This window comes from Craurococcus roseus, from assembly GCF_039523795.1.
In the GTDB taxonomy this organism is placed as follows: domain Bacteria; phylum Pseudomonadota; class Alphaproteobacteria; order Acetobacterales; family Acetobacteraceae; genus Craurococcus; species Craurococcus roseus.
Map to the genome: position 1 here is coordinate 442,098 of NZ_BAAAFZ010000008.1, position 12,487 is coordinate 454,584.

Below are 12,487 nucleotides of genomic sequence, written 5' to 3' on the forward strand. Positions count from 1 at the left end.
CGCCTCGGCGAAGCGCGCGAATTCGGGCGTGCCGACGCTCGCGGGCGAAAGCCGCAAGGCGGCCGCGCCCAGGGTCGCGGCGCGCTCCGGCCGCGCCAACGCCGCGAGGAGGCGGCGGTCGAGCGCCCGCCGCAAGCGGCGGAGCAGCCACGGCGAGGTGTCGCGGCCGGCCCCGGGCAGCCCAAGCGCCGCGAACACCTCGGGCGCCGCGACCCGCCACGACCGCCACGCCACCTCCGGGCCGCCGGAGGCGCCGGGGCCGAGGCGGCACACGGGACGCTGGCGGAGGAAGGCCGACAGGTCGGCGGCGGAGAGGCCCCTTTCCATCGCCGCCAAGCGCTCCGCCCCGAAGCCGGCGGCGGCTCCCCGGTCGTCGGCCCCCGGGCCGCCGGCAGGGTCGGGTGTCGCCCGCGCGGCGGCGGGGTCCTCCGGCGCCAGCGCGGCCTCCACCGCTGCGAACAACGCCGCCGCTTCCTCCGGCAAGCGGTGCCGCGCCGCGACCGGCGCTTGGTTCCCGCCTTCGGAGGCGAACAGCGTGCGCAGCGCCGCTTCCACTTCGCGCAGCGACTCGAGCCCGACGGGCGCCACGGCGACGAGATCGGCGTTGGGCAGCGCGAACAGCCGGACGCGGTTCGCTTCCCGCAGCGAGGCCAGCACTTCCTCCACCAAGCGGCGGCGGTGCGGCTGCCGCAACCGCGGCGCCAGCCGGCCGAGGCGGAGGTGCAACGCTTCGCGGGGCGCGGCCGCGGCCACCGCTTCCCGCAGCAGCCGGATGAGCGCCACGGCGTCGGCTCCGGCGCCTCTGCCGGCCGCGGCGGTCAACACGGCGCCGCTCCCGCCGCCTCGGCCTGCAAGCCGGGACCGCTGAACAGCGTCAGGCCGGCGTTGCGGCCCCATTCCACCGCGTCCGCGCCGTCGCAGCCGGTCAACACCAGCGCGTGCGGGTCGGCGCCACGCAGCGCGTCCGCCCCTTGCCGGGCGAGGGCGGGCGACCAGCGGAACAGCAGGAGATCGGCTCCGAGGGCCGCGAGCGCCACGAAGCGCAGCGCTGCCGCATCGAGCCCGCCGATGCCGAGGCGCCAACCCAGCGCCGCCAGCTCGGCGCGGCGCTCCGCCAAGAGCGCGCCGGACGCGGTGGCGGCGGCGGCCAGCGGCAGCACGCCGACCAAGCCGGGGCGCGGCGCCGGGGCCGTGATCGGGCGGAGCGGCAAGGGCAGCAGGACCGGGACGCGCGCCGGCAGCCCGCCGGGCAAAGGTTCGGCGTCGCCGTTGTGCAGGGCGCGGCCGCAGAACCGTTCCGCGATCCGGTCCCCGGCGTGGCGGAGGAGGTCGTCGTCGGCGGCGGCGGCGGCGCCGAGCGCGTCCGCCAGCGCACGCCGCGAAACGACCACGCGTTCCGCCGCCACGACGGGATCGCGGCCCGGCGCCAAGCGGAAGACGGGGCGCCGCTCCAACACGCCCGCCAGGGGCAGCGCGTCGAGCAAGGCGTCGACGCCCGCCGCCGATAGCGGCGCGGCGTGCCCGCTTCCGCGAGGGGGTGGCGGTCGGCTGTTTTTCACGTCCATGCGCGATCCTGCGGGGTGCGAAACGGTTCTGGCTCCGCTAGTCTCCTCCGGCCGCCCGGCGGTCCGCTGCGGCGGACACTAGGCGGACGCCGCCGGGGGTGTGTATGCCGGCTTCCGGAGGGCAGGGTCGCACCGCATGCTGAACGAGTTCTTAGCGCCCGGCGTGCTGCCGCCCGATCTCCGGGTGTACGCCATCGGCGACGTGCACGGGTGCGCCGACCGATTGGCGGCGCTGCACCGGCTCGTCGCCGCGGACGCGCGCGAACGCCCGACCGCCGGGCAGACGGTGCTCGTCCACCTCGGCGACTACGTGGACCGCGGGCCGGACAGCGCCGGCGTGCTCGACCTGCTGCTTTCCCCGCCGCCGGTGCCGGGCGCGGAGGTGGTGAACCTGATCGGCAACCACGAAGTGATGATGCTGGACGCGTCCGATCCGCTGGCCCACCCCGGCGCCTGGGAGTTCTGGCTGGACAACGGCGGGGAGGAAACGCTGCGGAGCTACGGCTTGGAGGACGGGCACCCGGAGCCCTTCGCGCTGGTGCCGGAGGCCCACATGGCGCTGCTGCGGCGCTGCCCGCTGCATTGGTCCGCGGGCGACTACCTCTTCGTCCACGCCGGCATCCGGCCGGAGGTGCCGCTCGACCGGCAGGACCCCTTCGACCTGATCTGGATCAGGGAACCCTTTTTGTCCTTCGACGGCGAGTTGCCGATGGTCGTGGTCCACGGCCACTCGCCCTCCGCGCAGCCGGCGGTGCGGCAGAACCGCCTGGGCATCGACACCGGCGCCTGCTTCGGGGGCCCGCTCACCTGCTTGGTGCTGGAAGACCGCTACATGGGCTTCCTGGCCGCTTGACCACGGGCGGCCGTTGCGGGAGTATAACTTCATCGAAGGCGAGTGGCTTGCGCGCGGAGGCCGGCATGCGCTACCGCGATACGATGCACGGTCCAGCGCCCCTGAAAACGCCCCTGGCCGGCGCGCCCGATGCCACCGTACCGGCCGATCTGGCCGACGCGGTCCGCCAACTGCGGCGCGGCGCCGTCCTCGTGGTGGGCGATGCCATGCTTGACCGTTACGTTTACGGGCGGGTTTCGCGCGTCAGTCCCGAGGCGCCCGTGCCGGTTCTGGCGGTGGAGCGCGAGGTCGCGCTGCCGGGCGGCGCCGGCAACGTGGTGCGCAACCTCACCGCCCTCGGCGCGGCGGTCGCCTTCGTGTCCGTGGTGGGCGACGACCAAGCGGGCAGCGACCTCACCGGGCTGATCGGGGGCCAGCCGGGCGTGGAGCCCTGGCTGCTGGTGCAAGGCGGGCGCGCCACCACCACCAAGACCCGCTTCGTCGCCGCCGGGCAGCACATGCTGCGGGCCGACCACGAGCAGCTTTCGCCCATCCAGCCGCGGCTGGCGGACCGACTGGTGCGTATCGCCTCCGACGCGGTGGCGGCGACGGCGGTGATGGTGCTGTCGGATTACGCCAAGGGCACCCTCGCGGGCGACGTGCCGGCGCGCTTGATCGCGGCGGCGCGCAACGCCGGCCGCAAGGTGGTGGCGGCCCCGCGCGGCCCCGGCCTGGATCGCTACGCCGGCGCCAACCTGGTCCTGCTCGACGCCGCCAGCCTGGCCGCGGCCGTCGGCGCGGAGGCGGATGTCGCGGCGGCGGCGGCCTCGCTGCGCGCGGCGCACGACTTCGGCGCGGTGATGGTGCTGCGCGGCGAGGCCGGCGTCACCCTGGTCGGGGACGGCGACGACTCGGTCCACCACTGGCCGACCGACGCCGCGGAAACGGTGGACTGGGCCGGCGCCGCCGACGCGGTGCTGGCGGTGGCCGCCTGCGGCATGGCGGCCTGCATGCCCTTGCCCACCGTGGCGCGGTTGGGCGCGCTCGCGGCCGGCATCGTCGTCGGCAAGAGCGGCATCGCGGTGGTGCGGGAAGACGAATTCCTGGAGGCCCTGGTGCCGGGGCGCCTTTCCGCGCGCAAGCTCGCCTCGCGGGCGCAGGCGGCGGAGCGGGTGGAGCGCTGGCGCCGCGACGGCTACCGCGTCGGCTTCGTCACCGGCGGCACCGCTTCGGGCCACCCGAACCTCCTGGACGATTGCCGGTCCTGGTGCGACCGGCTGGTGGTGGGGGTGGACGAAGCGGACTCGGTCGCGGAAGCGTTCGCCGCGTTGGGCGCGGTGGACCTGGTGGTGCGCTACGGCGCCGACACGGTGCTGGACCTGATCCGCCTGCTGCGCCCGGACGTGCTGGTGCAGGACCCGGTCGGCGCGCCGGACACGGTGGCGGGCGGCGAGATGCTGCAGGAATGGGGCGGCACCGTGCGGAAGCCGGAGCCGGCGCCGGTGGGCTGACGGCGCCGCTATTCCAGCACCGCGATCCGCTTCCGCGCGACCAGCCCCATGTCGATCCCGTGGCCGAGGCCCGGCTTCTCCGGCGCGTGGACCAAGCCCTCGGCGTCCGGCGCGATGTCGTCCACGAGCCCGTACTTGTGCGCGGCGTCCGGCAACAGCACCTCGAACCATGTCGTGTTGCGTATCGACATCGCAACGTGTAGGTTCGCCACGTTGTTCAGCGAATTGCCGCCGTGATGTATCTCGAACCCCATGCGGAAGGCTTCGGCCAAGTGCGCGGCCTTGACGCAGGTGGTGATGCCGCCCTTCACCGCGACGTCGCCGCGGAGGTAGTCCGTCGCGCGGAGCGCGATCCAGGGCGCGTAGCCCTCCAGGCCGCCGGCCGGGTACTCGGTCGCCATCAGCGGGATGTCGAGCTTCCGCTTGAGTTCGAGGTAGCCCGTGATGTCCTGGTCGTGAAGAGGGTCTTCGAACCACAGGAAGCCGAGCCGCTCGGCGGCGCGGCCGACTCGCATGGCGGCGGGCACGTCGTAGGCCCAGGTGCTGTCGAGCAGCAGCGGGTAGTCGCCGCCCACCGCGGCGCGCACCGCCTCGCACACCGCGATGTCCGTCGCCGGGTCGCCGGGCGGGTGGATCTTGTAGGCGGCCCAGCCGTTCGCCTTGAAGCGTTGCGCCTCCTCCGCGTAGGCCGCGGCGGAGGGCAGGCGCGCGCTGGAGGCGTAGGCGCGGATGCCGGCGCGGAAGGTGCCGAGCAGGCGGTGGACGGGCATCCCCGCGGCCTTGCCGGCCAAGTCCCACAGCGCGACGTCCACGGCGCCGATCGCGCGCGCCGTCACGGTCCGCTGCATGGCCCAAAGCGAGGCGTTGAGGCGCTCGCGCTCCAGCGGATGGCGGCCCATCAGCAGCGGCTTCAGGTAGCGGATCAACCCCGGCCCGTCGTTCTCCGCCGTGTGCATGGCGGAGCCGAGGAAGGCGTGGCCGTCCACGCCGGCGTCCGTGCCGATGCGCAAGAGCCCGAGCGCGGAAGCGCCGCCGCGCACCGCGGCGCCGGCGTGGTAGCTGGTTTCGGGTATCCCATCCCAGGCGAAGAGCGTCAGCGAGACATGGTCTATCTTCATCCCGAGCCCTTCTCCTCCAGGCGCCGCTGCCGCGAACAGCTTCCCGGCGCCCTCGCGCGCCGGTCAAGCGGCGGGGCGGCGGCGCCGGTCGCGCGCCGTGGCTGAGCCGCTGCTGATCGCCGACATCGGCGGCACCAACGCCCGCTTCGCGCTGCTGGACGAAGGGACCGGCTCCATCGGCCCCCTGCACCGCGTTAAGCTGGACGACTTCTCCGACGTGGCGGGGGCGATCTCGGCCTTCCTAGCGGCGCACGCGGAGGGCCGGACGCCGAGCGGCGCGGTGCTGGCCGCGGCGGGGCCGGTTTCCGGCAACCGGGCGCGGCTGACCAACCGCGGCTGGGCGGTGGACGGCGCGAAGATCGCGTCGGCGCTCGGCATCCGCGCGGTTCGGGTGGTGAACGACTTCGCGGCGATGTCCCGGTCGCTGCCGGAGCTGACGCCGGCGGACCTCTTCCCGCTCGGCGGCGGCGCGGGCGAACCGGGGGAGCCGATGGCGGTGCTCGGGCCGGGCACGGGCCTGGGCGTCGGCGCCTTCCTGCCGCCGGACCGAATATTGGTGACGGAAGGCGGGCACGCGAGCCTCGCGGCCACCTGCCCGCGCGAAGCGGCGGTGATCGGGTGGCTCCGGGCGCGGCACGGCCACGTCTCGGCCGAGCGCGCGCTCTCGGGCATGGGCCTCGCCAACCTCCATTCGGCCCTCGCGGCGATAGACGGCGTGCAGACGCCGCGGCGGGACGCGGCCGCGGTGACGGCGGCCGGCCTTTCCGGCGAATGCGCGCTGTGCCGGGAAGCGCTTTGCATGTTCTGCGCCCTGCTCGGCGCCGTGGCGGGCGACTTGGCGCTGCTTTACGGCGCGCGCGGCGGCGTGTTCGTGGCGGGCGGCATCCCGCCGCGCTTCCCGCAGTTCATCGCCGAGTCCGAGTTCCGCGCCCGCTTCGAGGCGAAGGGCCGCTTCAGCGAATGGCTGCGGCCGGTGCCGGCCTACGTCGTGACGCGGCTGGACGCGTCTATGCTGGGGCTGGCGGCGCTGGCGCGGCGGTTGTAGCGGCGCCGGCGGCGGCCCGCGCCGCCTCGCGCTGCATGGCGAGCAGGTCCAGCGGCGGCGGCTCGGCCACGCCGAGGCGGGTGAGGATGGCGTGCGCCTGCCCGCGGTGGTGGGTCTGGTGGTTGAAGAAGTGCGCCAGCGCCTCCCAGCGCGGCTGGCGGTGCGGCCTGCCGTCGCTGGTGACGTAGTCGAGCGCGCCGTCCAGGTCCGAGGCGGAGAGGCCGGAAACGTGGCGGATGATGCGCTCGTCCTCCCGCTCGCGCGCGGCGCGCAGTTCTTCGAGGCGCTCGAACAAGATCGCGTCGAGCCTGTTCGGAGGCTCGCCGGTGCCCTCGAAGCGGGCCATCCAGTTGCGGTCGGTGGCCAGCAGGTGGTTCAGCGTGCCGTGCAGACTGCCGAAATAGGCCCCGGCCGGCCGGCGGTAGTCGTCGTCCGGGAGCGCCGCGGCGGCGGCGTAGAGGCGCCGGTCGGCCCAGCGGTTGTAGGCCGCCATGGCCCTGAGGTGCGTGGCGAGGTCGGGCATGGTCGTCGCCTCCGTGGCCGAGGGAGCCGCCCCCACGTTACCACGGCGGCGCCACGCGGTTGGAGGGGCGGCGCCGCGGAACGGGTGCCGAAGCGTCCGCCATGACGGCCACGCATGACGGGCACGGCCACAACGCCGTTTGCGCCGCGGCTCCGGGGGTGTTCCCATCCCGGCATGGACGGCCCCCGACCCGCCCGTCGACGCGACGCCGCGTCCCGCGACCGTGCCTGAAGGCGCGGCGCCCGCGGTCGCCGCCGCGCCCGCCTCCGCGGCGCCGCCGCCCGTTCCTTGGCGGGCGCTGCTCCGCCGGGTGCTGGACTTGGCCGCGCCCACCACGCTGCTCGCGCTGATCCAGACTGCCTGCCAACTCGTGGAGCCCTGGCTCGCGGCGCGGCAGGGCACGGCGGCGCTGGCCGGGTGGGCGGTGGTGCTGCCCTTCGCGCTGCTGTTGCAGCAGATGTCGGCCGGGGCGATGGGCGGAGGCGTCGTGTCGGCCATCGCGCGGGCCATCGGCGGCGGGCGTTCGGCGGAGGCTTCGGCGCTGGTGCTGCACGCGCTGCTGATCGCCACCGGCTTCGGCCTGGCCTTCGCGGCGCTGCTCGCCGGGTTTCCCCGGGCGGTGCTCGGCTTCGTGGGCGGCGCCGAGGCGGCGGAAGCGGCGGCGGCTTACGCCACCTGGATGTTCGGCGCCGGGGCCGTGCCGGCTTGGTTGGCGAACACCTTGGCCTCCGTGCTGCGGGGCGGCGGGCGGCACGCGCTGGCCTCGCGGGCGCTGCTGCTCGCGTGGCTTGCCTTTCCGCCGCTCGCCTGGGCGCTGATGGAGCCGGCCGGCCTCGGGCTGAAGGGCGCGGGCGTGGCCTTCGCCCTGGTGATGGCCGCGGCGGCAGGGGCGCAGGCGGCGCTGGTGCTGCGCGGCGCGGCGGGGTTCGTGCCCGACCTCCGCGTGCGGCCCAGCGCGGCGCTGTTCGGGCGGATACTGTCCGTGGGGCTGGTGGCCTGCGCGATGGCCACCGTCGCCAACCTGGCCACCATCCTCGTCACCGCGCGGGTCGCGGCGCACGGGGCGGCGGCGGTGGCGGCCTTCGGCATCTCGGCGCGGATCGAGTTCCTGATGGTGCCGCTGGCCTTCGGCGTCGGCTCGGCGCTGACCGCGCTGGTGGGCAGGGCGGCGGGCGCGGGCGATTGGGCCCTGGCGCGGCGGACGGCCTGGACCGGCGGGTTCCTGGCGTTGGCGTTGACGGGGCCGGTGGGGCTGCTGGTCAGCCTGTTCCCGGGGCCGCTGGCGGCGGCCTTCGCCCCCGACCCGGAGGTGGTGGCGATCGCGGCGCGGGCGCTCGGCATCATCGGCCCGGCGCTGCCGTTCTTCGGGCTCGGGATGGCGCTGTACTTCGCGGCGATGGGGGCGGGGCGGATGCTCTGGCCCGTGGCGGCGGGGCTGTCCCGGATCGCGCTCGCGGTGGGCGGCGGGTGGCTGCTCGGCGCGGCGATGGGCTTCGGGCTGGACGGGCAGTTCCTGGCGGTGGCGCTCGGGATCGCGGCCTTTGGCGCGGTCAACGCCTTCGCCGTGCGGCCGGGGGTGTGGGGGCCGCGCTGACGGCGGGCGACGTGACGCTGGCACCGGCCGCGACCGCCGCGGTATAAGCGAGGGCGCAACGTCCCACGGCGCTCCACGATGGTACACGCGAAGCCCGCCGCCGCCGCTCCCGCGCCGCCCCTGTCGCCGGGCGATCCGGCGCCGTGGTTCGAGGCCGCCACGGCCGCCAATCCGCGCTTCCACTTCGCCGCCGCGGCCGGCCGCTACGTGCTGATGGCCTTTCCCGGCCCCGCGTCCAATCCGGGCGCGGCGGGCGCGGTCGCCGCCATGCGCGAGGCCCAGGCGTCGGGGCTGCTGGACGACGACGACGCGTGCGGGTTCGTGGTCAGCGTCGATCCGGCGGACGACGGCGAGGGCGGGCCGCGCGACGCCTTGCCGGGCCTGCGCGTCTTCCGCGACCGCGACGGCGCGGTGAGCCGGCGCTTCGGGCTCCTGGGGCGGGGCGACGGCGGGGCGCTGCGCTACCTGCCGGCCGCCGTGCTGCTGGACCCTTTGCTGCGGGTGGTCGCGGTCGAGCCGTTGGATCGCTTGCCGAGGCTGATCGGGACGCTGCGCGGGCTGCCGCCGCCCGGGCTGCACGCGGGCGGCGCGGAGGCGCCCGCGCCGGTGCTGGTGCTGCCGCGGGTGCTGGAGCCGGCGCTGTGCGAGCGGCTGGTCGCCGTCTACGAGGCGGGCGGCGGGGTCGAGAGCGGCTTCATGGTGGAGCGGGACGGCCGCACGGTCGGCGTCTACGACGACAGCCGCAAGCGCCGGCGCGACCAGCCGATCGAGGACGAGGCGCTGCGGGAGGCGATCCGCGCCCGCATCTCGCGCCGGATCGCGCCGGAGATGCGCAAGGCCTTCCAGTTCGAAGCCACGCGCATCGAGCGCTACATCGTGGCCTGCTACGACGGGGCGTCCGGCGGGCACTTCCGGGCGCACCGCGACAACACCACGCCGGCGACCGCGCACCGGCGCTTCGCCGTGACCATGAACCTGAACGACGGCTTCGAGGGCGGGGAGCTGTGGTTCCCGGAGTTCGGGCCGCGCCGCTACCGGCCGCCCGCCGGCGGGGCGGTGGTGTTCTCCTGCTCGCTCCTGCACGAGGCGCGGCCGGTGACGGCGGGGCGGCGCTACGCGCTGCTGCCCTTCCTGTACGACGAGGCGGCGGCGCGGGTGCGCGAAGCCAACGCGGGCAGCTTGGCGGAGCCGGCAGCCGCGGAGTAGGCGGCGGCGGGGACGCGCGCGATCACGGCGGCGCCGGCGGCTGCCCTCGCCGCGCCGTCCGGTGCTTCGCCGCCTCCACGCTGCGCCAGGGCGGGCGGCAGCCGCCGGCCCAGAGCGAGCCACGCCACGGCCGCGAACACCGCGGCGCCGGCCACGACCGCCGCCAGCAGGCGGGCCAGGGGCGCCGCCTCCGCCATCGCGTTCTGCGCCAGCAGCACCGCCGCGGCCATTGCCGAACCGGCCAGGACGCCCGGCGCGGCGCGGCGGAGCAGCCAAAGCGGCGACTTGCCGAGCAGCCGCAGCACCACCAAGGCGAACACCGGCGTCACCAGCAGGGATTGCGCGCTCCAGGCGAGGGCGGCCCCGGCGGCGGTTTGCGGCCGCAGCGCGAGCAGGGCGAGCAGCGGAACCGCCAAGTTGGCCGCCGCGGCCAGCGTGTTCATGCGGGCGCGCCCGAGCGCCACGAAGAGGCTGAACTGGTCGCCGTGCAGGAAGGTGACGCAGGCCGCCAGCGCCACGATGCGGGCCGCTTCCGCGGTGCCGGCCCAGGCCGGGCCGAGCAGCGCGGCGACCAGGTCGTCGGCGACCAGCGCCACCCCGAGGGCGATGGGCAACCCGACCAGCGCCGGGAGCTGCGCCGTGTCGCCGTAGCAGCGCGCGAGCGCTTCCCGGTCGTCCTGCAAGGCGCAGAGCCGGGGCATGGCGATGCGCGCCATCGCCCCCCACACCACGAACAGCGCGGCGTCAACCATGCGGAAGGCGACGTGCGCGTGGGCCAGCGCCGCCTCGCCCAGCAGCAGCCCGAGCGCCAGCACGAAGATCCGGTACTTCCCGACGATCAGCACGACCGCGGAGATCTGCGGGCCCGCCACCGGCCACAGCTCCGCCAGCGCAGCGCGGTCGAGCGCGGGGCGCAGCGGCAGCCGGCCGGCGGCGAGGAACAGCAGGAACACCAGCGCCGTGGCGGCCGCTTGGTTGACCACGATAGCCCAGGCGCCGAGCCCGCCGGCGGCCGCGGCCAGGCCGGCGGCGAGGGCGATCGGCTGCGCCACGAGCACGCGCAGCGCCAGGAGCCGGTAGCGCTGGCCCCGCATGGCGAAGCCGGAGGCGGCGCCCGAGAAGGCCGATGCCGGCAGCAGCGGCGCCAGCGCGAGCAGCAAGGGCACCAGCGCCCCGCCGCCGCCCGTGCCGGCCGCGAGCAGCGGCGCCGCGGCGGCCAAGACCAGGGCAGCGGCCGAGCCGACCAGGGTCGACGCGGTGAGCGCGCTCCGCAGGTGGCGTTCCGCCAAGCCGGCGCGCTGCACCAGCGCGTCCGGGAAGAGCGAAGCGCCGAACACGTCGAGCAACAGGAACGCGGCGATCGCCACCGCGCCGACGCCGGCCTCGTGGGGGCCGATCACCCGGCCGATCACCAGCAGGGAAACGAGCGAGAAGGCGGCGGAAGCGGCGGTTTCGGCCAGCACCCACGCCGGGGAATGCGGGCCGGGGAAGCGGAGTGCCATCGGCGTGCGGACCTGGAACGGGCGAGAGGTGGCCGGCCGGGGCGCTTGGTGCCGGCCCCCGGGGCGACGCGGGGGCGTCGGTCATGAAGGAGGCGGGGCGGCCAGCCGCGTGGGGGCCGGCGTTCCCCGCGTCCGCCCCGGATAGCAGCCGCGGGCGGCCCGCGCCTTCCCGAACGGTTGTGCTTGCTTCATCGTGAGGCGCCGATCGGCGCGTGCCGGCGCCCTTCGATCCACGCCGCGGCTTGCCGCCCCAAGCGGATCGAAGGGCGTTCCACCGCCCGGTGGAGCGCCGCGGCCAGCAGGAGCGACGCGAACGGGGCCAGGGCGGCGACGAGCCAAACCGGCGCTTGCGGCGGGGCGAGGTGCAGCGCGGCGAGCAGCACCGGGACGTGCACCAGATAGAGGCTGTAGGAGATCGCGCCGACCCAGGGCAGCGGGCGCGCTTCCAGCGCCGCCCGCACGCGCGGCGAGCCCAGCACCAGCGCGATCAGCAGCCCCGCGCCGGCGCCGTTCACCAGGTCGCAGACCAGATCCCGCGCCGGCACCAGCCAGCGGAAGGTCAGCAGCGCGTAGCACGCCGACCACAGGATCGCGCGGGCGCCGGGGCCCAGGCCCGCCACGGCGGCCGCCAGTTCGTCGCGGTTCCGGGCCAGGAAAACGCCGAGCGCGAAATGGGGCACGAAGAGCAACGTTGTCAGGACGCCGGTGCCGACGAACTTCATCTCGGCGAGGCAGAGCACGACGCCCGCTGCGGCGGACAGCGCCAAGGTGGCCCAGCCCGCCGCCGCCAGCAGCATGAGCAGCGGGAACAGCAGCGAGATCCGCAACTCATAGTGGAGGGTCCACATCGGGTTGTTCAACGGGTAGCCGCCCCCGAGGAGCAGGGCGTGGTCGAGCACCGTGCGCGGCGTCACCGACTGGGCCCAGGAGGCGTTGAACCATTCGCTCAGCTCGGGCCGGGGCCGCGGGCCGATGGCGGGCACCGCGAGCGCCAGCAAGAGGGCCACCGCCGCGCACGGGACCAGCAGCCGCACGGCGCGCTTGGCCGCGAAGCCGGCCCAGCCGGGCTTCGACCGCGCGGCGCCCTCGAAGGCCAAGGCGAGCACGAAGCCGCTGAGCACGAAGAACAGCAGCACCGCTTCGCGCCCGGACCAGAACAGGCTCGGCGGCGTCACCGTGAGCCACAGCGACGCCGCGTCCCCGGTGACGGCGTAGGGCGTTCCCCGCCCCCCGAGCACCGCATGGAGGCCGGGGAAGACGAGCAGGGAGTGGTACACGACGACCGAAACGGCCGCGATGCCCCGGAGCGAGTCGAGGGCGACCAGACGCATTTGAAACTCCGCAGCCGCCCTGGAGGGCACTCACATCGATGGGGCGTTCCGCGCGGCGTCCGCGCCGCCCGTGCCCGTCGCGTCCGGTTTTCCCGCCGCGCCGTCGCAGGGCGGACGCCGATTAATCCCGCATCAGGGCGGATCGAAGTCCTCTGGGGATTTCCTAGTCTCGACCCGCATGGCAGATGGGCGAACGGCCAGCGGCCCGCGCGGTTCCTCGCGCGTCGCCGCGGCCGGGGGCCCGCCTTCGCCGGCGGAAC

General features: G+C 75.7%; 10 protein-coding genes and 1 pseudogene. 5 read left to right on the plus strand and 6 right to left on the minus strand.

Annotation, left to right across the window (positions count from 1 at the left end; genetic code table 11):
* A pseudogene (locus tag ABD067_RS05010) lies at positions 1-783 on the minus strand (hypothetical protein); the annotation flags it as partial.
* 35 nt (positions 784-818) lie between these two features.
* Complete coding sequence (locus ABD067_RS05015) at positions 819-1,484, minus strand: hypothetical protein (protein WP_343894066.1); 666 nt, start codon at positions 1,482-1,484, stop codon at positions 819-821.
* 217 nt (positions 1,485-1,701) lie between these two features.
* On the opposite strand from ABD067_RS05015, the gene ABD067_RS05020 reads away from it, so the two are divergent.
* Positions 1,702-2,418: a metallophosphoesterase family protein gene (locus tag ABD067_RS05020; protein ID WP_343894068.1), complete on the plus strand. Its 717-nt coding sequence runs from the start codon at positions 1,702-1,704 to the stop codon at positions 2,416-2,418.
* A 65-nt stretch (positions 2,419-2,483) separates the two neighbouring features.
* Positions 2,484-3,908 carry a PfkB family carbohydrate kinase gene (locus ABD067_RS05025; RefSeq protein ID WP_343894069.1) on the plus strand — a complete coding sequence of 475 codons (1,425 nt, stop codon included), beginning with the start codon at positions 2,484-2,486 and terminating at the stop codon, positions 3,906-3,908.
* Positions 3,909-3,916: 8 nt separating this feature from the next.
* Here the strand turns inward: ABD067_RS05025 and ABD067_RS05030 are convergent, their stop codons facing one another.
* Positions 3,917-5,026, minus strand: a complete 1,110-nt coding sequence (locus tag ABD067_RS05030) for an enolase C-terminal domain-like protein (protein ID WP_343894071.1) — start codon at positions 5,024-5,026, stop codon at positions 3,917-3,919.
* Positions 5,027-5,123: 97 nt separating this feature from the next.
* Here ABD067_RS05030 and glk point away from each other — a divergent pair, with 97 nt between their 5' ends.
* Positions 5,124-6,071 (plus strand): glucokinase, encoded by a 948-nt coding sequence (gene glk, locus ABD067_RS05035; RefSeq protein WP_343894072.1) that lies wholly within the window; start codon positions 5,124-5,126, stop codon positions 6,069-6,071.
* On the opposite strand, the gene ABD067_RS05040 is transcribed toward glk, so the two are convergent.
* Positions 6,034-6,594, minus strand: a complete 561-nt coding sequence (locus ABD067_RS05040; protein ID WP_343894073.1) for a DinB family protein — start codon at positions 6,592-6,594, stop codon at positions 6,034-6,036. The two genes, glk and ABD067_RS05040, sit on opposite strands and share 38 nt — an antisense overlap.
* Positions 6,595-6,817: 223 nt before the next feature.
* On the opposite strand from ABD067_RS05040, the gene ABD067_RS05045 reads away from it, so the two are divergent.
* Together ABD067_RS05045 and ABD067_RS05050 are read left to right on the plus strand one after the other, a co-directional pair.
* Complete coding sequence (locus tag ABD067_RS05045) at positions 6,818-8,188, plus strand: MATE family efflux transporter (RefSeq protein WP_343894074.1); 1,371 nt, start codon at positions 6,818-6,820, stop codon at positions 8,186-8,188.
* A gap of 78 nt (positions 8,189-8,266) precedes the next feature.
* Positions 8,267-9,394: a 2OG-Fe(II) oxygenase gene (locus tag ABD067_RS05050; RefSeq protein WP_343894075.1), complete on the plus strand. Its 1,128-nt coding sequence runs from the start codon at positions 8,267-8,269 to the stop codon at positions 9,392-9,394.
* Here ABD067_RS05050 and ABD067_RS05055 read toward each other — a convergent pair.
* Positions 9,301-10,896: an oligosaccharide flippase family protein gene (locus tag ABD067_RS05055; protein ID WP_343894076.1), complete on the minus strand. Its 1,596-nt coding sequence runs from the start codon at positions 10,894-10,896 to the stop codon at positions 9,301-9,303. The genes ABD067_RS05050 and ABD067_RS05055 overlap by 94 nt on opposite strands.
* A 188-nt stretch (positions 10,897-11,084) precedes the next feature.
* Positions 11,085-12,227, minus strand: a complete 1,143-nt coding sequence (locus ABD067_RS05060; protein WP_343894077.1) for an acyltransferase family protein — start codon at positions 12,225-12,227, stop codon at positions 11,085-11,087.
* Positions 12,228-12,487 lie beyond the last annotated feature (260 nt).

Coding starts and splice junctions, on each gene's coding strand:
- ABD067_RS05020 (WP_343894068.1), top strand. CDS start 1,702: ATGCTGAACGAGTTCTTAGCGCCCGGCGTGCTGCCGCCCGATCTCCGG.
- ABD067_RS05025 (WP_343894069.1), top strand. CDS start 2,484: ATGCGCTACCGCGATACGATGCACGGTCCAGCGCCCCTGAAAACGCCC.
- ABD067_RS05030 (WP_343894071.1), bottom strand. CDS start 5,026: ATGAAGATAGACCATGTCTCGCTGACGCTCTTCGCCTGGGATGGGATA.
- ABD067_RS05040 (WP_343894073.1), bottom strand. CDS start 6,594: ATGCCCGACCTCGCCACGCACCTCAGGGCCATGGCGGCCTACAACCGC.
- ABD067_RS05050 (WP_343894075.1), top strand. CDS start 8,267: ATGGTACACGCGAAGCCCGCCGCCGCCGCTCCCGCGCCGCCCCTGTCG.
- ABD067_RS05055 (WP_343894076.1), bottom strand. CDS start 10,896: ATGGCACTCCGCTTCCCCGGCCCGCATTCCCCGGCGTGGGTGCTGGCC.
- ABD067_RS05060 (WP_343894077.1), bottom strand. CDS start 12,227: ATGCGTCTGGTCGCCCTCGACTCGCTCCGGGGCATCGCGGCCGTTTCG.